Genomic DNA, 19,330 nt, shown 5'->3' on the forward strand with positions numbered 1-19,330 from the left:
CCGTTTGTTTTGCGCCCTGCTCAGCCGGCCTTGCGAGACGTCGCGTGGGAGCCTTCGAAGAACCGGTTCGGCGGCCGCTTCAGGCCGAGATTCTCGCGCAGCGTCGATCCCTCGTATTCGCGCCTGAAAATGCCGCGCCGCTGCAGCTCCGGCACCACCTTCTCGGCGAAATCGTCCAGGCCGGCGGGAAGATAGGGGAACATGACATTGAAGCCGTCCGAGCCGTCGGTGAGCAGCCATTCCTCCATCTCGTCGGCGATCGTCTTGGCGGTGCCGACGAAGGCGAGGCCGGAATAGCCGCCCAGCCGTTGCGCCAGCTGGCGGACGGTGAGCTTCTCGTTGCGCGCCAGTTCGATGACGCGCTCGCGGCTGCTTTTCGAGGCATTGGTCTCCGGGATTTCCGGCAGCGGACCATCGGGGTCGAAACCGGACGCGTCGTGACCGAGCGCGATCGACAAGGAGGCGATGCCGCTCTCGTAATAGACCAGGCTGTCGAGCTTCGCCCGCTTGGCGCGCGCCTCCTCGACGCTGTCGCCGACGATGACGAAAGCGCCGGGCAGGATCTTGATGTCGTCGCGGGCACGGCTGAGTTTCTCCGCGCGGCCCTTCACGTCGGCAAAGAAGCGCTGGCCGGCAGCCAGATCGGCATGGGCGGCGAAGATCACCTCCGCCGTCTCGGCAGCTAGCTGCCGCCCGGCATCCGAAGCGCCGGCCTGGACGATGACCGGCCAACCCTGAATTGGCCGCGCGATGTTGAGCGGCCCGCGCACCGACAGATGCTCGCCCTTGTGGTCCAGCATATGCAGTTTCGAAGTATCGAAGTAGAGGCCGGTCTCCGCATCGCGGATGAAGGCGTCGTCGGCAAAACTGTCCCACAGGCCGGTGACGACATCGTAGAATTCGCGCGCCCGGTGGTAGCGCTCGTCATGCTCGACATGTTCGTCGAGGCCGAAGTTCAGCGCGGCGTCGGGGTTGGAGGTGGTGACGATGTTCCAGCCGGCGCGGCCGCCACTGATATGGTCGAGCGAGGCGAAACGCCGGGCGATGTGATAGGGCGCGTCGAAGGTGGTCGATGCGGTCGCCACCAGGCCGATATGGTCGGTGACGGCGGCGAGCGCTGAGAGCAGCGTGAACGGCTCGAAGGACGTCACCGTGTGGCTGCGCCGCAGCGCCTCGATCGGCATGTTGAGCACGGCCAGGTGGTCGGCCATGAAGAAGGCGTCGAACTTGGCGGCTTCGAGCGTCTGCGCGAAGCGCTTCAGATGTGCGAAGTTGAAGTTGGCGTCGGGATAGGCGCCCGGATAGCGCCAGGCGCCGGTGTGAAGACTGACCGGGCGCATGAAGGCGCCGAGCCGCAATTGACGTTGTTCAGCCATAGGGAATGATCCAGCGATGACGAGCGTTTCCGCTCCGATATCGGCGCAGGATCGGCCCGCATCAAGGTCGTGAAAAGGAATTCTGTTTTGCCGAAACTTCCGCGCGGAGCATTTTTCGCTCCGCGCTGGAGCCTCCGATAAGCATCATCCGCCACCGGCCTGCACCGATGGCGGATGATTTAAGGTTGCCACCTTACTCTGCTGCGAGCGCCAGTTGCGGCCGTTCGATGCCTTCGATCTGCTCCGGCTCCGGCGCCTGTTCGTCCGTCTTGGCTTTCTTCTTCTCACGGCCGAAGAACAGCGCATAGCCGGCGGGTAGCACCAGGATGGTAAGCACGGTCGCGACCAGGATGCCGCCCATCATAGCATAGGCGAGCGGCCCCCAGAAGACGGCGCGCGAGATCGGGATCAGCGCCAGCACAGCGGTCAGCGCCGTCAGCATGATCGGCCGGAAGCGGCGCACGGCGGCGCCCACGATCGCCTCCGATCGTTCCATGCCGGCCGCGATGTCCTGGTCGATCTGGTCGACGAGGATGATCGAGTTGCGCATGATGATGCCGAGGAGCGCGATGACGCCGAGGATGGCGACGAAGCCGAAGGGTGCGCCGCTGATCAGCAGCGCCGCCGCGGCGCCGATGATGCCGAGCGGACCGGTGGCCAGCACCAGCATCGCCTTGCCGAAATGCTGCAGCTGGATCATCAGAAGCACGACGATGATCGCCAGCATGATCGGCGCCTTGGCCGCGATCGAAGCCTGGCTCTCGGCCGAGTCCTCGGCGCCGCCCTGGATCTGGATCTGATAGCCGGCAGGCAGGCTCGCACGCAGATCCTTCATGTCGTTGTACATCTTGGTGACGACGTCGTTGGACTGCACGCTGTCCGGCAGCGTGGCGCGCACCGAGATGGTCGGCAGACGGTTGCGCCGCCACTCGATGCCCTGCTCCATGACAGGCACGACCTTGGCGACCTGCGACAACGGCACCGTGCCGCCGAAGTCGGTCGGGATGTAGACGGAGTCCACCGAAGACAGCAGCTTGCGCGTCGCCGCCGGCTCGCGGGCGACGATCGAGACCGTCTCCTCGCCGTCGCGGAAGTCGTCAAGCGGCGCGCCGGACATCGCCGTCTGCAGCATCTGGCGGATGCGCTGCGAGGTGACGCCCAATGCACGGGCACGGTCCTGGTCGATGACCAGCTTCATCGCCGGCACCGGCTCCAGCCAGTCGTCATGGATGGCGCCGAGCAGCGGGTTGGCCTGGAACTTGGCCTTCACCTCATCGGCGATGCGGCGCACCTCCTGGCGGTCCGGACCCATGACGCGCATCTGCACCGGCCAGCCGGTCGGCGGACCGAGGAACAGGCGATCGACCTTGCCGCGGATCGAGGGAAAATCATCTGCCAGGATCTTGCGCATCTTGACGATCAGCCGCTCGCGCGCCGGTTCGTCCTTGGCCATCACCAGGAGCTGGGCGAAGTTCGGGTTCCTCAGCTGCTGGTCGAGCGGCAGGAAGAAGCGCGGCGCGCCCTCGCCGATGTAGGTGGCGATGAAGCGCTTGTCGGGATCGTCCATCATCCGCGATTCGAACGTCCTGGCCTGCTTCTCGACCTCCTTGATCGAGGTGCCTTCCGGCAGCCAGAGATCCACCAGGATTTCTGGCCGCGAGGATTGCGGGAAGAAGTTCTGCGGGATGAACTGGAAGGCCCAGAGGCTGGTGGCGAAGGTGACCAGCGTCATCACCAGAACAACGATGCGGTGGCGCACCGCCCAGGTAACCGTGGCGCGCAGGCGGCGGTAGAAGCCGGTGTCGAAGACATCGTGATGGCTGCCGGCATGCTTGCGCTGCTTGAGGATCATGTAGCCCAGCCACGGCGTGAAATAGACCGCGACGAACCAAGACACGACCAGCGCGATGCCGACGACATAGAACAGCGTGCGGACATATTCGCCTGCGGTGGATGCCGCGAAGCCGACCGGGATGAAGCCGGCCGTGGTGATCAGCGTGCCGGTCAGCATCGGGAAGGCGGTCGAGGTGTAGGCAAAGCTTGCCGCCTCGATCTTGACCAGCCCTTCCTCGAGCTTTCGCTCCATCATCTCGACGACGATCATGGCGTCGTCGACCAGAAGACCGAGCGCGATGATCAGCGCGCCCAGCGAAATGCGCTGCAGGTCGATGCCGATCTCATACATGATGGCGAAGGTGGCGGCCAAGACCAGCGGGATGGCGATCGCGATCACCAGGCCGGAACGCCAGCCTATCGACAGCAGCGAGACGGCAAGCACGATGAGCAGCGCTTCGCCGAGTGCCTCCATGAATTCGCTCACCGCGTCCTTGACGACCTCGGGCTGATCGGAAATCTGATCGACCGAAACGCCATAAGGAAGGCCTGCCTCGAAGCGCTGATAGGTCGCCTCGACATCCTTACCTACATCCCTGACGTTGAAACCCTTGGCCATGACGACGCCGAGCTGGACGCTCTCATGGCCGTTGAACAGGTACTTGTTGTCGTAAGGATCCTGGAGGCCGGAAGAGACAGTGGCGATGTCGCCGAGCCGCGTCACCTGGCTGCCGGATCGAAGGCGCAGCTCGCGAATGTCGGCGGCCTTGGTGACGTCGCCCTCGACCGAGATGCGCACGGAGCGCAGGCCGGTGTCGACCGAGCCCGCCGGGTCGACATTGTTCTGGCCCTTGATGGCGTTCTGCAGGTCGAGAATGGTCAGGCCGCGTTCGGCCAGCGCCTTGGACGAGACGTCGATATAGATCTTCTCCGGCTGGTCGCCGATGATGACGGCCTTCTCGACGCCGGGCGTCGTCAACAGCATGTCGCGCGCCTGGATGGCGAACTTCTTCAGCTCCGGATAGGTGAAGCCGTCGCCGCTGATCGAATGCAGCGTGATGAAGGTGTCGCCGAACTCGTCATTGAAGTAAGGCCCGAGCAGGCCCTGCGGCAGGTCGCTCGAAATGTCGCCGACCTTCTTGCGCACCTGGTAGAAGGCGTCCTTCACCTCCGCGGCATCGGTGTCGCCTTTGACCTGGAGCGTGATGATGGCGCTGCCGGCGCGGGTGTAGGAGCGGACGAAATCGAGATGCGGCGTTTCCTGCAGCTTGCGCTCGATCTTGTTGACGACCTGGTCCTCCATGTCCTGGATCGAGGCGCCCGGCCAGATCGCCTGCACCACCATGACGCGGAAGGTGAAATCCGGATCTTCCTTCTGGCCCATGCGCATCAGGCCGAGCACGCCGGCCAGGATGATGAGGCCGAACAGGAAGCGCGCGATGCTTGGATGTCCGATCGCCCAGCGCGAGAGGTTGAAGGGCCGCTTTTCGGTACCGTTATCGGTGGTGGTCATGGCGCAAGTCCAGTTCAATTGGTCGCACGCGTGGCATGCTCAGAAATCTTCTCGGGCGGGTTTCCGGGCGGCGCGACCCCTGAGGCGGAGAGAGAAACGCAATCGCGGGAACGCGGCACTGCCGCGGGGGAAGCCAACATGCCGGCATCCCGCGATCGGGCGTCCGCCGCCCGGAACCCATGCCTTCCCCGGCTCGCGGCTCGATGCCGCAAGAGCGGGAAAGGCGTTCGTTGCGCCTGGTTAGTGCAGGCTGCCAGTCGTGGCGACGTCGTCCTCCGCAGAGGCGGATTGCTGTGCGTCGCTTGAAAGTTTGACCTTCAAATTCTCGGTCATGAATTGCGTGCCGGCCGCCACCACCACATCGCCCTGTTTCAGGCCGTCGGCCACGGCGACGCCGTCGGCGGTGAAGCTGGCGACCTTGATCGGGCGCGGATGGACAGTGTCGCTCGAGCGGTCGACGGTCCAGACGATCTGCTTGCCGTCCTTTTCAGCCATCGCGGTCAGCGGGATCGAGACGAGCTGCGCATTGCTGGCGACGGTCGCCTCGACATTGGCGGTCATGCCGAGCAGCACGCGCGGGTCGTTGGGCAGCGAGACGCGGACGGCGAAGGTGCGCGACTGCGGATCGGCGCTGCCGGCGACCTCGCGCACCTTGCCGGTGAGCGCAAGCCCTTCATCCGACCAGAAGCTCGCCTTGACCTGCTTGCCGGGCTTGAAGCCGGTAATGTCCATTTCCGGCACCGCGATCGACACTTCCTTTTCGCCGTCGACGGCGACCGTCATCACCGGCGTGCCGGCGGCGACGACCTGGCCGACATCGGCTGAAACAGCAGTGACGATGCCATCCTTGGTCGCCTTGAGATCGGCGTACTGGACCTGGTTCTGCGCCTGGGCCAGCGTCGAGCGGGCGGCATCGCGCGTCGCCACCGCCTGATCGTAGGTCAACCGCGCCTGGTCGAGCTGCGACTTCGGCGCAAAGTTCTTGGTGTAGAGCTGCTCGGCGCGCGTCCTGGCGAGGTCGACGGTCTCGACCTGGCGCTCGGCGGCATCGAGGCTTGCCTCGGCGCTCTTAACGGACAGCTCGTAATCGGACGCATCGATGCGGGCGAGCACGTCACCCGAGTTCACGTGCTGGCCGATATCGACCAGGCGCTCGGTGACCTTGCCGGCGACGCGGAAGCCGAGATTCATTTCGACGCGAGCACGCACCGAACCGGAATAGTCGAGCTGACGGGTCGTCTCGGCCTCGCCGATCTCGACGACCTTCACCGGACGGATGACCTCCGCGACCGGTGCTGCCTTCTCCTGGCTGCAGGCGGCAAGCCCGAGCGCCGCGACGACAAGTCCGGCGGCCGGCAGTTTGCGGAGGATGGAACTGGACAAAGACACCTTAGCACTCCCGAACTGGAGATTATTTGCCGCCCAGGCGACAGCTTCTATTTCAAGGCCCTGATGGCATAGTCGATAAGCTCGTCGGGCATCGCCCGATTGGTCTTGGCGAGGCACTGCGCGACCATCTGCGGATGGCATAGGATGACGGTGGCCGCGCCAAAGCAGCGCGCGGCGGCTTCGTGATCCTGATTTCTGAACTCGCCGGCCTCGATGCCGTCGCGGATCACCTCGGCGAAGAGGTCGTGGATGCTGTTGACATGCTTGTCGATCACACCCCAGTCGCGCTCCAGCGCGACGATGACCATCTCATGCACCTTCTGCTCGTCGAGCATGACCTCCAGCGTCATCTTGTACTGGGCGTGGATGTAGCGCCGCAGCCTTTCCTCGGCGCTGATCGGCAGGTGCATGATCTCGTAGGCCATCTTGTAGCTGGCGCCGAGCATGCGGCCGCAGACGGCCTGGTGGATTTCGACCTTCGAGGCGAAGAAGCGGTATATGTTGGCCGGCGACATGCCGAGCTCGCGGGCGATGTCGGCGACATTGGTCTTGCCGTAGCCATAGTGCCGGAAGAGCCGCTCGGCGCAGTCGAGAATGCGCGTCACATTCTCCTGCCTGGCGGGATCGGCAATGATGTTGGCGGCTTCGGACATGGCGCTTTCGTTTGATGAGTGACGAATTTCAATTTTCGTCAGTCGTAAAACGAAAGCGAGGGAGAGTCAACGCGAAATCGACGTACGTGTATGGTTGGTGACAGATGGTGACAGTTGGTGGGGCCGGCGATGGTTACGCTGACGATTAGCCATTGACGCTTGTGACATCGTCACCCACGGGCGGAGCAAGGAGCGAAGCGACGCGCGCAGACCCGAGGATCCATGCCGTGACATTTGTCAAAGAACGAAGCCGGATCAATAGGTTACGCCGTCGGAACGGCCGGTCCGTTGCAAGCTGTTCTCAACCGTCGGAGCACGGCCGCGAAGTCACGGCATGGATCCTAGGGATTCCGCGACGTCGCTTCGCGGCTGCTCCACCCTGGGATGACGACGTCACGGATGCTGGCGCAAACTGTCGACGTCACGGCCACGTTGCAAGGAGCGAACTAGACCCCCTTCGCCATTTCCCGCAGCCGGAACTTCTGGATCTTCCCCGTCGACGTCTTCGGTATCTCGGCAAACACCACCGCCTTCGGCACCTTGAAGCGAGCCAGCAACCCTCGGCAGTGCTCGATGATCTCGGCCTCGGTCGCGGCCTTGCCGGGCTTCAGCTCGACATAAGCCACCGGCACCTCGCCCCATTTCTCGTCGGCGCGCGCCACGACCCCGCAGGAGGCTACCGACGGATGCTTGTAGAGCGCATCCTCGACCTCGATGGAGGAGATGTTCTCGCCGCCCGAGATGATGATGTCCTTGGAGCGGTCCTTGAGCTGGATGTAGCCGTCCGGATGCATGACGCCGAGGTCGCCGGAGTGGAACCAGCCGCCAGCGAAGGCTTCGTCTGTCGCCTTGCGGTTCTTCAAATAGCCCTTCATGACGATGTTGCCGCGGAACATGACCTCGCCGATGGTCTCGCCATCGGCGGGCGTTTCGACCATCGTTTCCGGGTTCATCACCGTCAGGCCTTCGAGCGAAGCGTAGCGCACGCCTTGGCGCGCCTTCTTGGCCGTCCTCGGGCCCTTCTCCAGCGCGTCCCACTCATTGTGCCATTCGTTGACGACGGCCGGGCCGTAGGTCTCGGTCAGGCCGTAGAGATGGGTGACGGCGAAGCCGGCATCGGCCATGCCGGCGAGCACTGCCTCCGGCGGGGGCGCCGCGGCCGTGTTGAAGGTCACGGTCTGCGGAAACGCGCGCTTGTCCTCGTCCCTGGCGTTGATCAGCACCGACATGACGATCGGCGCGCCGCAGAGGTGGGTGACGCCGTGATCGGCGATGGCATCGTAGATCGGCTTTGCCCGCACCCAGCGCAGGCAGACATGCGTGCCGGCCTGTACCGCAAGCGTCCAGGGGAAGCACCAGCCGTTGCAGTGGAACATCGGCAGCGTCCACAGATAGACCGCGTGCTTGGCCATGCCGGCATGGATGGTGTTGGTGTAGGCCATCAGTGCCGCGCCGCGATGATGGTAGACGACGCCCTTCGGATTGCCTGTCGTGCCGGAGGTGTAGTTGAGCGAGATCGCGTCCCATTCGTCATCCGGCATCGACCAGGCGAAGGTCTCGTCGCCGCCGGCGAGGAAATCCTCATAGTCGAGCGAGCCGATCCGTTCGCCCTTCTGATAGGGCGCGTCGGCGGCGTAGTCGGGATCGTCATAGTCGATGACCAGCGGCTTCACCTTGGCCAAGGCCAGTGCTTCCCGAACCACGCCCGAGAACTCACGGTCGACGATCAGCACCTTGGTCTCGGCATGGTCGAGCTGGAAGGCGATGACGGCGGCGTCGAGGCGTGTGTTCAGCGAATGCAGCACCGCCTTGGTCATCGGCACGCCGAAATGCGCTTCCAGCATCGGCGGCGTGTTGGACAGCATCACGGTCACCGTATCGCCCTTGCCGATGCCGCGCCTGGCAAGCGCCGAGCCAAGCTTCAGCGAGCGGCGCCAGAACTCGCGATAGGTGATGCGCTGGCTGCCATGGATGATGGCGACATGATCGGGATAGGTCTTGGCCGCGCGCTGAAGATAGGTCAGCGGCGTCAGCGGCTGATGGTTAGCGGCGTTCCTGTCGAGATCCTGCTCATAGGGATTGGCCATCCCGTTCTCCCCAAAGTTCTTTTCGAGCTTTCTAACCTTAGGCCCGCCGTCACGCTATCCCCCTCCGGCGGCTGAAAATGCTAGGATGCGCCCGCTTGGTGGAATGGCGATCCTATCGGCGCCATACTGACAGGCGATCGCGACCGGTCGGGCCAAATTTGACTTTTGTCGAGAGCCGTGACTAATGTCAGCCGAGGAGACGGCATGGCGATCAGACCGGCAGAACAGCTCATCCACAAGGCCGCCTGGCTTTACTATGCGCATGGCCTTCGCCAAGACGAAGTGGCGACCCAGCTCAACATTTCCCGGGCTTCGGTCGCCATGTACCTGCGCAAGGCACGCGAGACCGGCATCGTCAACATCTCGACCTCGACGCAGCTCTTCACCGACGACGTCATGGCGCGCAAGCTGGAGGACGCTCTCGGCCTCGACGCCGTCTGGATCGCGCCGGCGAACGCCTATCTCGCCGACCCCTCGACCGACATTGCGGTGCTGGCGGCGAGCGTCTTCCTGGAACTTGTGAAGAAGGGCGATCGCATCGGCGTCGCCTGGGGCCGCACCGTCTACACCATCGCCGACATTATGTCCTTCGCCGACCTGCAGGACGTCACCGTGGTGCAGCTCTGCGGCAATCTCGGCGCGCCCTATTCCTACCGGCCCGACCAGTGCACCATGGAGATCGCGCGGCGGCTCAACGCCAAGGGCTTGAATTTCTACGCGCCGCTGGTGCTGTCGACGGAAGAGCTGGCGAAAAGCCTGCGCGCCGAGCCGGTGATCCGCGAGCAATTGGCCGGCATCGGGGATTGCAACCTTGCGCTGTTTTCGGTCGGCACGGTGGACGCCGACAGCCACGTGGTCAAATGCGGCGCGCTCGATCCGGCCGAGATGGCGGCGCTGCGCGGCCGGGGCGCTGCCGGCGTCATCGCCGGACAGATCATCGACGTCAGGGGCGAAGCGCTCGACTGCAGCTACAACCGGCGCGTCATCTCCGCCGAGCTTGGCTCGCTGCGCTCCATCGAGAAGCGGCTGATGGTGGTGCAGGAAGACACGAAATTCGAGCCGTTGCTCGCGGCACTCGCCGGCGGGCTCTGCACGCATCTGGTGATCGGCGCGCATATGGCCGAGCGCCTGCTCGAGCAGGCAGGCGAAGCCGGCAAAAAAGCATCCTAGAATCGGATGATTTGAGGTCGAATCGACCTCAAATCATCCGATTCTAAATCAAAGTGATAGAGCATGATGTCGTCCGAAAACCGCTGCACACTTTTCGGCATCATGCTCTAGAAAGCCACCCCTCGCCGCGACTGTCATCAAAGCGTCGCGGCTTTCTGTTCATGAGCAAAAAGACGGAACTGGACTGGAACGACATGCAGAACCTTTGGAACGACGCCGACGCGGAAAAGATGGTCGCCGACTATGCCAGGAAGGGCGTCGGTCGCGAGCTTGCGCTGCGCGTCTACACGACCCGCCTGCTCGGCGGCGAGCCGCGACTGGTGCTGCATGGCGGCGGCAACACGTCCTGCAAGACCAGGGCCACCGATCTGGTCGGCGACGAGTGGGACGTGCTCTGCGTCAAGGGCAGCGGCTGGGACATGGCCGTCATCGAGCCGCAAGGCCTGCCCGCGGTGAAGATGGGCGCGCTGATCAAGGCGCGCGCGCTGAACCGGCTTTCCGACGAGGACATGGTAGCGCTGCAGCGGGCCAATCTCATCGACCCTTCCTCGCCCAACCCGTCGGTCGAGACGTTGCTGCACGCTTTCCTGCCGCACCGTTTCGTCGACCACACCCATTCCACAGCGGTTCTTGCCATCGTCGACCAGGAGGACAGCAAGGCGCTGGTAGCCAAGGTGTTCGGCGAAAAGATGGGCTACGTGCCTTACATCATGCCGGGCTTCGACCTGGCAAAGGCCGCAGGCGACGTTTTCGACGCCGACCCGAGCGTCGAAGGCCTGATCCTCGACAAGCACGGCATCTTCACCTTCGGCGACGATGCGAAACAAGCCTACGACCGCATGATCCACTATGTGACCGTCGCCGAGGACTATGTCGCAAAGAACGGCAAGCCGCAGCCTGCCAAGGCGGCTCTGCCTGCGAAGCTTGCGAAGCCGAGCGACATTGCGCCAACGCTGCGCGGCGCTGTGGCCGTGGCGCGCGGCGAAGGCCGCTACGATCGCATGATCAGCGACTTCCGCACCTCGGACGCAATCGTCGATTTCATCAATTCGGCCAAGATCGCCGACTATGCCGGCCGCGGCGTGTCGACGCCCGACCTGTCGATCCGCATCAAGACCGGACCGATGGCGGTGCCGGCGCCGGACGCCGACAAGCTCGATGCCTACAAGGGCGTCATCAAGACCCATGTCCAGGCTTTCGCCAGCGACTACCGCGCCTATTTCGAGACCAATGACGCGCTGGACGACGTCAAGCGCACCATGCTCGACCCGATGCCGCGCCTGACGCTGGTGCCGGGCCTCGGCATGTTCGGCCATGGCCGCACGCTGAAGGATGCGAAGATCGCGTCGGATGTCGGCGAGATGTGGATCGAGGCGGTGCGCGGCGCGGAAGCCGTCGGCAATTTCCATCCGCTCTCCAAGGCCGATCTCTTCCCGCTGGAATACTGGTCGCTGGAGCAGGCCAAGCTTGCCTCCAACAAGCCGAAGCCGCTGACCGGCCAGGTCGTGCTGATCACCGGCGGCGCCGGCGCCATCGGCGCTGCGACGGCAAAACTGTTCGCCGCCAACGGCGCGCATGCGGTGATCGTCGACCTCGATCCGGCCAAGGCGACGGAAGCGGCGAAAGCTGCCGGCAACAACTCGATCGGCGTCGGCGCCGACATCACCAACCCGGCCGAGATGCGCGCCGCCTTCGACAAGGCGGTCGCGGTCTATGGCGGCGTCGATATCCTGGTCTCGAATGCGGGTGCCGCCTGGGAAGGCAGGATCGGCGAACTCGACGACGCCGCGCTGCGCAAGAGCTTCGAGCTCAACTTCTTCGCCCATCAGTCGGCGGCGCAGAACGCGGTGCGCATCATGCTGGCACAAGGCACCGGCGGCGTGCTCCTCTTCAACACGTCGAAGCAGGCGATCAATCCCGGCCCGAAATTCGGCGCCTATGGCATTCCCAAGGCCGCCACGCTGTTTCTGTCCAGGCAATACGCGCTGGACTACGGCGCCCACGGCATCCGCTCGAATGCAGTCAATGCCGACCGCATCCGCTCAGGGCTCCTGACCGACGCGATGATCGCCAGCCGCTCCGGCGCGCGCGGGGTATCCGAAAAGGAATACATGTCCGGCAACCTGCTCGGGCAGGAAGTGACCGCCGACGACGTGGCGCAGGCCTTCCTGCACCAGGCACTGGCCGAGCGCACCACCGCCGACGTGACGACGGTCGACGGCGGCAACATCGCGGCGGCGCTGCGGTGATGCTCTCCCTGCAGGAACGGTGTCTGCTTCCAACAACGATCCTCTGTAGCTACATAGTAACCTCAAGGGAGACATCCGGTGAAAGTCCCAAACGCAATTACTCGAAAGGCCATGGCCGAATTGGACAGGGGCAAGGGCAAGCGTTTCGCGTCGGCCGACGAGTTGTTCAAGGATCTGGCAATCTGACATGACGCGGTTCAGGCCGGACAGCCTTTCACGCTTCTGCTGAAGAACTGCTCGAACCGGTCAAAATCCGACTCCAATCCTTCGCTTATTGCTCAACCGGTTTAAGGGGGCGTATGCGAGCTCCAACCCTGATCATTGGTGGAGTTGTCGATGCCCGAGAAAAGACTTCGTATCGGTGTGCTGTTCGGCGGACGCTCCGCCGAGCATGAGGTGTCGCTGCTCTCGGCCGCCAACGTCATGGCCGCGCTGGAGCCGGCGAAATACGATGCCGTTCCGATCTTCGTCACCCGCGAAGGGCAGTGGCTGCTGAGCCGCTTCGAAGACGGCGCGCTGGCGACGCCGTCGAGCGGCACGCAGCTCTGCCTGGTGCCGGGCGGGCAAGGACGAATGCTGGCGATACCCGCCAGCGGCTCACCCCACGACCTGCCCGCTATCGATATCCTGTTTCCGGTGCTGCACGGGCTGCATGGCGAGGACGGCGCGGTGCAGGGCCTAGCCGAGGTGGCGCGTGTGCCGCTCGCCGGCTGCGCTATTCTGGGGTCGGCCACGGCGCTCGACAAGGACATCGCCAAGCGGCTGCTCAAGGCGGCGGGGCTGCCTGTCGCGCGTTCGGTGACGATCGATGAAGGCGTGGTGCTCTCGCTCGCCGAACTGGAGGACCAGCTCGGCCTGCCGATTTTCATCAAGCCGGCGCGGCAGGGCTCGTCCGTCGGCGTCGCCAAGGTCCATGCCAGCCAGGAATTCGATCGAGCGTTGACGGAAGCCTTCCAGCACGACCGCAAGCTTCTGGCGGAGGAATTCGTGCGTGGCCGCGAGATCGAATTCAGCGTGCTGGAGAGCCCCGCGGGCGAACTCTTCGTCTCGCGTCCAGGCGAGATCGTGCCGGCGGAGAGCCATGGTTTTTACAACTACAACGCCAAATACATCGACGCGGACGGCGCGGCGCTGATCGTGCCAACCGAGCTGCCGCGAGAGGTCGAGGAAGCCATGCGCGACACGGCCGCAAAGGCGTTCCGGGCGCTCGGCTGCGACGGCATGGCGCGCGTCGACTTCTTCCTGATGACGGACATGAATTTCCTCATCAACGAGCTCAACACCATTCCCGGCTTCACCAATATCAGCATGTATGCCAAGGCGATGGCGGCAAGCGGCATAGGCTATCCGGAGGTCATCGACCGGCTGGTAGCGCATGGGCTGGCGCGCGCCGGCCGCTGAGGTCAGGCCGGGTTCACGCCGGCAGGCCGGCCTTGCGGAAGCCGTCGACGAGATGCCGGAGTGTCGCCTCGTCGCGGAAGGGTTCTGTGTCGACCCAGCGCTGCGTGGAGAAATGCGGGTTGCCGACGAGGAACAGCGCGACCTCGGTGTGCGCCTCGTCGATGCGGCCGAGCTGCGCCAGGCTTGCCGCCAGGAAGCGGCGCGAGCTGGTGCGATAGGTCTCGTCGCGGCGCAGCGTCTCGACGGCCGCCTCGTAGTCGCCGACCGCATACTGCGCCTGGCCGAGCGTCAGATAATACCAGCTCGGCGGAAACGGGTTCAGCCGGAATGCCTTGCGGATGTGCTCGAGACTCAACTTCACCTGTCCGGCCAGACACTCGATGTCCGACAAGGTCGCCCAGATATCGGCCTCGTTCGGGTCCAGTTCGATCGCCTTGGCGAACTCGATGTCGGCCTGGCCGAAATCGCGCTCATAGGCAAGCAGGTTGGCGAGCACCCAGCGGCAGCCGGCGTCGTTGGGGTCGATCGCCACGGCCTTGCGTGCCAATTGCAAGGCGGTGCTCCGAGAAGGCTCGAACGGCTCGCCCCAATGCACCCAGCCCATCCAGTGGTTCATGGCAAGCCAGCGATAGGCCTCGGCATAGTCCGGATCGAGCGATATCGCGCGCGTCAGCATCAGATGCGCTTCGCGCGCCATTTGCGGCGACTCGTCGAACGATTTGCGAGCCCGCACGCAGAGATCGTAGGCCTCCAGATTCCTGGGTCGGTTGCGGGCCGGTAGGGTGCGCAGCCGCCCGAGCAACGCCTCGACGATCCTGGCAGTGACCGCGTCCTGGACAGCGAAGATGTCTTCCAGGCCGCGGTCGAAGCGCTCGGCCCACAGATGCTCGCCGGTCACGGCGTCGACCAATTGCGCATTGATGCGCACGCGCCCGGCGGCGCGCCTCGCGCTGCCTTCCAGGAGGTAGCGCACGCCAAGGTCCTTGGCGATCATGCGCACATCCATTGCCCTGCCCTTGTAGGCAAATACCGAATTGCGGGCGATGACGAACAGACCACCTATCCTGGAAAGGTCGGTGATCAGGTCCTCGGTCAGGCCGTCGGCGAAGGATTCCTGCTCGGGGTCGCTGCTGAAGGCCACGAAGGGCAGCACGGCGACTGATGGCTTGTCGGGCAGTGGCAAAGATCGTTGCTGCGTGCCTTCGAGCTTTTCGATGGCGCCGGTGAACCGATAGCCGACGCGTGGAATCGTGGCGATCCACTCGCCGCCATCGATGCCCGGGCCAAGCAGCTTCCTGAGCTGCGCGATCTGTACCGTAAGATTGCCTTCCTCGACAGCGGTGCCCGGCCAGGCGGCGTCCATCAACTCGGCCTTGGCCAGGATCTCGCCCGGACGCGCGACGAGGGCCTCGAGCAGCTTCAGCCCACGATGTCCGGCGGCGACGGGAACATCGCCCCGGAGCAGCGTTCCCGCGCCGGGATCAAGCACGAATGGTCCAAAGGCAAAGCGCGATCCCTGCATGCGGCGATCTATAACCGATTTGGAAGTTTTGAGAACTATTTGGACGGGCTTAATTACCTCGCCGGTCGCCTGCTGCACACTGCAACCTCAATCAGACCAAGGGTTTCCAAACCCTCTACTGCATGGAGGTTGCCATGAACGATATTCTTGCGACTTGCGCACCTTTGGCCGCGCACCCAGCCGAGTTCAAGAGCCGCTGGCGCTATAGCCTTGCGGCCCTGCGCAGCCTCATCGCGTTGCGCCGCGAGCAGGCCTATTTCCGCTTCGAGCTCAAGCGCATGGCGGCGGACAATCCGTATCTGATCGACGATATCGGGCTGACGAAAGAAGAGGTCGAGGCGGAGATCGCCAAACTGCCCTTCTGGCAACGATGACGCCGCGACAGCAGCCTTGGAAAGACAGAGAGCGACCCATTGGACCGCTCTCTCCATTTGACGACTGCCCAGGACCTTACTTGGCGTTCGGGTTCGGCATCCAGGCGGGCATGGCGACATCGGCATGGGCGAATTGCGGCAGCTTGGCCGACAGGTCTTCCATGTTCTTGATGTCCTTGTCGATCAGCTCCTTCTGGGTGATCAGCGTCGGCGGCACGATGACGTTGTGGCCGGGATCCTCGCCGGCGAGAAGCTGCGCCAGCGCGCGCACCGAGACCTGGCCGACGACGGCCGGGTTGGTGGCGGCGGTCGCCGCCCAGGCGCTGTCCGGCTCACGCATCGCGGCGATGTCGGAGGTCGAGATGTCGGCCGAATAGATCTTGATGCCCTTGTTCAGGCCGGCTTCGTCGACGGCGATCTTCACGCCCTTGGCGAACTCGTCATAGGGCGCGAACATAACCTTGATGTCGGGATGCGCCTGCAGCACGGAACGGGCCTGGTTGGCGACCGAGTTGGCGATCGGATTGTCGAGCGTGCCGAACTGCGCGACCTCGTTGATGCCCGAATATTTCTTCTTCACGTCGACCCAGGTCTCGTTGCGGCGGTCGAGCGGGGCGATGCCGGCGACATAGACATAGCCCGCCTTCCAACTCTCGCCATTGTCCTTGACCGCCTGCTCGAGCGCCAGTTTGGCGAGGTCTTTGTCCGACTGCTCGATCTGCGGGATCTTCGGGTTCTCGACATTGACGTCGAAGGCCACGACCTTGATGCCGGCATCGACCGCGCGCTGGGCGGCGTCCTTCATCGATTCCGTCAGGCCGTGCTGGATGATGATACCCTGCACGCCGAGCGCGATGGCCTGGTCGACCATGTCGGCCTGGAGTGCCGCATCCTGGCGGCTGTCCAGCACGCGCAGGTCGACGCCAAGCGCCTTGGCCTGCGCCTCGACGCCGGACAGATAGGCCTGGAAGAAGTCGCCGGTCGACAGATAGCGCACCAGCGCGATCTTGACGCCGGGCTTGTCGAAAGGCGCCGGCTTATCCGCCGCCAATGCCGTGCCCTGCATCAGCAGCGCCGCGCCGGCGAGGCCGAGCGCCGCCTTCCCCAAAAGTCTTCTTGTAATGCTCACTTCATTTTCCTCCGTTCTGTCTCAAAACCCCGGTCGAACCTATCTCTTGCCCCTGCCGGAAAGGGCGAAGGTGAAGACAAGGGCGACGACAAGCACCGCGCCCTTGACGAAATCCTGCGTGTAGTAAGGGGCGTTCATCATCGTCAGGCCCTGCAGCAGGACGCCGACGAACACCGCGCCGACGGCCGTGCCGAAGGCGTTGGGCTTGGCCGCGCCAAGCACCGCGTAGCCGATGAGCGCCGCCGCTACCGCGTCGAGCAACAGATTATTACCCGAGGCGATGTCGCCGCGTCCAAGTCGGGCAGCGAGCAAAATCCCGCCGATCGAGGCAAAAACTCCCGAAATGACGTAGGCCCAGATTTTGTATGCCTTGACAGGCGCGCCGGCGAGTTCGGCGGCCCTCTCGTTGGAGCCGACCGCATACATCATGCGGCCGAAGCGCGTGTATTCGAGGAAGAACCAGATCAGCACCGCGAGCACGACCAGCACCACCACCGAGACCGGGATGAGGTTGGGAATGAAGAAGTCGATGCGGTGGCGGCCGAGCGCCAGGAAGGCCTCGGAGAACTTGCCGTTGGCAACCGAGCCGTCGGGCATGGTCATGCCGGTGGCGATCGAGCGCCCTTCGGTCGGGATGCGCTGCAGGCCAAGCAGCAGGAACATCATGCCGAGCGTGGCCAGCAGATCGGGCACGCGCATATACACGATCAGCCAGCCATTGATCAGGCCGACGATGACGCCGATGACCAGGCAGGCGATGACGGCGACGATGGCGTTCTGTTCGAGCACCACCATGGCGTAGGAGGCTGCCATCATGGCGCTGGTGGCGACCGAGCCGATCGACAGATCGAAGCCGCCCACGACGAGCGTCGCGGTGACGCCAAGCGCCAGCACGCCGGTGATGGCCACCGACTGGAAGATGAAGACAGCACTTTGCGGCGAAACGAAACCGTCGGCGGCAACCGCGAAATAGGCGATCAGCCCCACCAGCAGGACGATGAAGCCGTAGCGAATGGCATAGTCGCGCGCCGTCATTCAGCGCTCCCGCGCGGTGCCGCGGTCTCAACCCAACTCATGCCTGCTCCACTCCAACTCTCATTGTCCGTCCTCGACCTCACGCCGCGCTGTGAAGCGGCCCGCCGGCGACTTCCGCCAGCAGCCGGTCGAGGTCGATATCGGCGTTGCGGTGCTCGCCGACGATCGTGTGTTCCGACATCACCAGGATGCGGTCGGCCGTCTCCAGCGCCTCGTCGATCTCGGTGACGAAGATCAGCGTGGCGCGGCCGTCGGCGCTGGCTCTGAGCTTGGCGGCGATGTCGCGCCTGGCCGAGATGTCGACGCCCTGGAACGGCTCGTCGAGAATGAACAGGCGCGAGGCCTGCGACATCCAGCGCGCCACCATGACTTTCTGCTGGTTGCCGCCGGAAAGCGCGGACAGCTCATCCTTCTCCGAGCGGCAGACGATGCCGAGTTCGTCGATCTGGCGGCGGGCGACAACGCGTTCGGCACGCTTCTTCATGACGCCGAGGCCCGACATGCGCTTGAGAAACGGCAGGCTGATGTTGCGCTCGATGTTGAAGCCGCCGACGATACCGCTGGCGGCGCGGTCCTTGGCGACGAGGAAGACGCCGGCGGAGATCGCCTCGCGCGCCGATTTGGGCACATAGGGCTTGCCGTCCATATGCATGGTGCCGGCGAGCGGCCGGCGCACGCCGAACAGGGTTTCCGCCAAAGCCGTCTTGCCGACGCCGACGAGGCCGGTGATCGCCACCACCTCGCCGATGCCGAGCGTCATCGAGATCGGCCTTGCGCCCGGCGCGATCTGGAGACGTTCGGCGGTGAAAGCAGCGCGCGCCGAGTGTCTCGCAACGACCCGGTCGAGATGGATCTTGCGGCCGAGCATGGCGTTGACGGCGCCCTCATAGTCGAGAGGCTTCTTGTCGAAGACGCCGGAGATAACGCCGTCGCGCATCGAGACGATGCGATCGGCCAGCCGCCTGATGTCGGACATGCGGTGCGAGATGTAGAGAATGGCGACGCCCTGCTCGCGCAGCCGGTCGATCAGCGCAAACAGCCGGTCGGCCTCGGCGCTCGACAGCGAAGAGGTCGGCTCGTCGAGGATCAGCACCTTCGGCTGATGCGCCATGGCGCGGGCGATCGCCACCATCTGCCGGTCGGCGAGGGACAGGTCGGCGACGCGCGCCTTGAGGTCGAGGGCGAGCCCCATGCGGTCGGCGACGGCCCTGGCCTCGGCGCGCACATTGCGCGGTTTGAACAGCAGCGACGCGCCCTTGCCGCTCAACCGGTCGAGGGTGAGGTTGGTGGCGACATCGAGATCGGCGACGACGCCGTCATTGATGTTCTGGTGCACGGTGACGACGCCGGCGCGGATGGCTTCGGCGGGGGTCTGCGGGTCGAAGGTCTTGCCGGCAAGCTGCATTGCGCCGGCGCCGCGCGCATAGACCCCGCTGACGATCTTGACCAGGGTGGATTTGCCGGCGCCGTTGGCGCCCATCAGCACAGTCACCTCGCCCGAATGCAGTGCGAACGAGATGCCGCCAAGCACCTCGTTCTGGCCAAAGGATTTCCTCAGGCCCTCCACACGGAACACGGCATCCGAGCCCATTCGTTCCT

The 19,330-nt window shown here is 64.4% G+C and carries 13 protein-coding genes and 1 pseudogene; 5 read left to right on the forward strand and 9 right to left on the reverse strand.

The genetic code is table 11. The features are described from left to right. Positions 1-20: 20 nt before the first annotated feature. From FJ988_RS09650 to FJ988_RS09670, 5 genes are all read right to left on the reverse strand, one after another. A complete protein-coding gene (locus tag FJ988_RS09650; RefSeq protein ID WP_140816896.1) occupies positions 21-1,376 on the reverse strand; it encodes an LLM class flavin-dependent oxidoreductase in 1,356 nt (451 codons plus the stop codon). Positions 1,377-1,569: 193 nt separating this feature from the next. Next, entirely contained in the window at positions 1,570-4,722 is a 3,153-nt protein-coding gene (locus tag FJ988_RS09655) for an efflux RND transporter permease subunit (protein ID WP_140816898.1), read from the reverse strand. 240 nt (positions 4,723-4,962) lie between these two features. Then, the gene (locus FJ988_RS09660; RefSeq protein WP_407067756.1) at positions 4,963-6,105 is read right to left on the reverse strand and encodes an efflux RND transporter periplasmic adaptor subunit; all 1,143 of its coding nucleotides are present in this window, start codon (positions 6,103-6,105) and stop codon (positions 4,963-4,965) included. 53 nt (positions 6,106-6,158) lie between these two features. Then, positions 6,159-6,764: a TetR family transcriptional regulator gene (locus tag FJ988_RS09665; protein ID WP_140816900.1), complete on the reverse strand. Its 606-nt coding sequence runs from the start codon at positions 6,762-6,764 to the stop codon at positions 6,159-6,161. 446 nt (positions 6,765-7,210) lie between these two features. Continuing rightward, positions 7,211-8,851 carry an acyl-CoA synthetase gene (locus FJ988_RS09670; RefSeq protein ID WP_140816901.1) on the reverse strand — a complete coding sequence of 547 codons (1,641 nt, stop codon included), beginning with the start codon at positions 8,849-8,851 and terminating at the stop codon, positions 7,211-7,213. Positions 8,852-9,055: 204 nt separating this feature from the next. Between FJ988_RS09670 and FJ988_RS09675 the strand changes: the two genes are divergently transcribed. The 4 genes and pseudogenes from FJ988_RS09675 (at position 9,056) to FJ988_RS09690 (ending at position 13,671) form a co-directional block, all read left to right on the forward strand. After that, the gene (locus FJ988_RS09675; protein ID WP_140816902.1) at positions 9,056-10,021 is read left to right on the forward strand and encodes a sugar-binding transcriptional regulator; all 966 of its coding nucleotides are present in this window, start codon (positions 9,056-9,058) and stop codon (positions 10,019-10,021) included. Positions 10,022-10,215: 194 nt separating this feature from the next. Next, positions 10,216-12,270, forward strand: a complete 2,055-nt coding sequence (locus FJ988_RS09680; protein ID WP_140817220.1) for a bifunctional aldolase/short-chain dehydrogenase — start codon at positions 10,216-10,218, stop codon at positions 12,268-12,270. 78 nt (positions 12,271-12,348) lie between these two features. Next, positions 12,349-12,456: pseudogene (locus FJ988_RS09685) on the forward strand (type II toxin-antitoxin system antitoxin, RelB/DinJ family); the annotation flags it as partial. 150 nt (positions 12,457-12,606) lie between these two features. Next, positions 12,607-13,671 carry a D-alanine--D-alanine ligase family protein gene (locus FJ988_RS09690; RefSeq protein ID WP_140816903.1) on the forward strand — a complete coding sequence of 355 codons (1,065 nt, stop codon included), beginning with the start codon at positions 12,607-12,609 and terminating at the stop codon, positions 13,669-13,671. A gap of 13 nt (positions 13,672-13,684) precedes the next feature. Here FJ988_RS09690 and FJ988_RS09695 read toward each other — a convergent pair whose 3' ends face one another. Further along, the gene (locus FJ988_RS09695) at positions 13,685-15,193 is read right to left on the reverse strand and encodes a winged helix-turn-helix domain-containing tetratricopeptide repeat protein (protein ID WP_140816904.1); all 1,509 of its coding nucleotides are present in this window, start codon (positions 15,191-15,193) and stop codon (positions 13,685-13,687) included. 134 nt (positions 15,194-15,327) lie between these two features. Between FJ988_RS09695 and FJ988_RS09700 the strand changes: the two genes are divergently transcribed. Further along, entirely contained in the window at positions 15,328-15,567 is a 240-nt protein-coding gene (locus FJ988_RS09700) for a DUF1127 domain-containing protein (protein ID WP_246688492.1), read from the forward strand. Positions 15,568-15,643: 76 nt separating this feature from the next. Here FJ988_RS09700 and FJ988_RS09705 read toward each other — a convergent pair whose 3' ends face one another. The 3 genes from FJ988_RS09705 to FJ988_RS09715 all read right to left on the reverse strand — a co-directional run bounded on the left by FJ988_RS09705 (position 15,644) and on the right by FJ988_RS09715 (position 19,322). Beyond that, positions 15,644-16,696, reverse strand: coding sequence for a substrate-binding domain-containing protein (locus FJ988_RS09705; protein WP_140816906.1), 1,053 nt, complete (start codon positions 16,694-16,696; stop codon positions 15,644-15,646). A 39-nt stretch (positions 16,697-16,735) separates the two neighbouring features. Further along, entirely contained in the window at positions 16,736-17,731 is a 996-nt protein-coding gene (locus tag FJ988_RS09710; protein ID WP_140816907.1) for an ABC transporter permease, read from the reverse strand. Between the two features lie 79 nt (positions 17,732-17,810). After that, positions 17,811-19,322, reverse strand: a complete 1,512-nt coding sequence (locus tag FJ988_RS09715) for a sugar ABC transporter ATP-binding protein (RefSeq protein WP_140816908.1) — start codon at positions 19,320-19,322, stop codon at positions 17,811-17,813. Positions 19,323-19,330 lie beyond the last annotated feature (8 nt).

Origin of the sequence: Mesorhizobium sp. CU3 (genome assembly GCF_006442965.1) — a bacterium.
Lineage (GTDB): Bacteria > Pseudomonadota > Alphaproteobacteria > Rhizobiales > Rhizobiaceae > Mesorhizobium.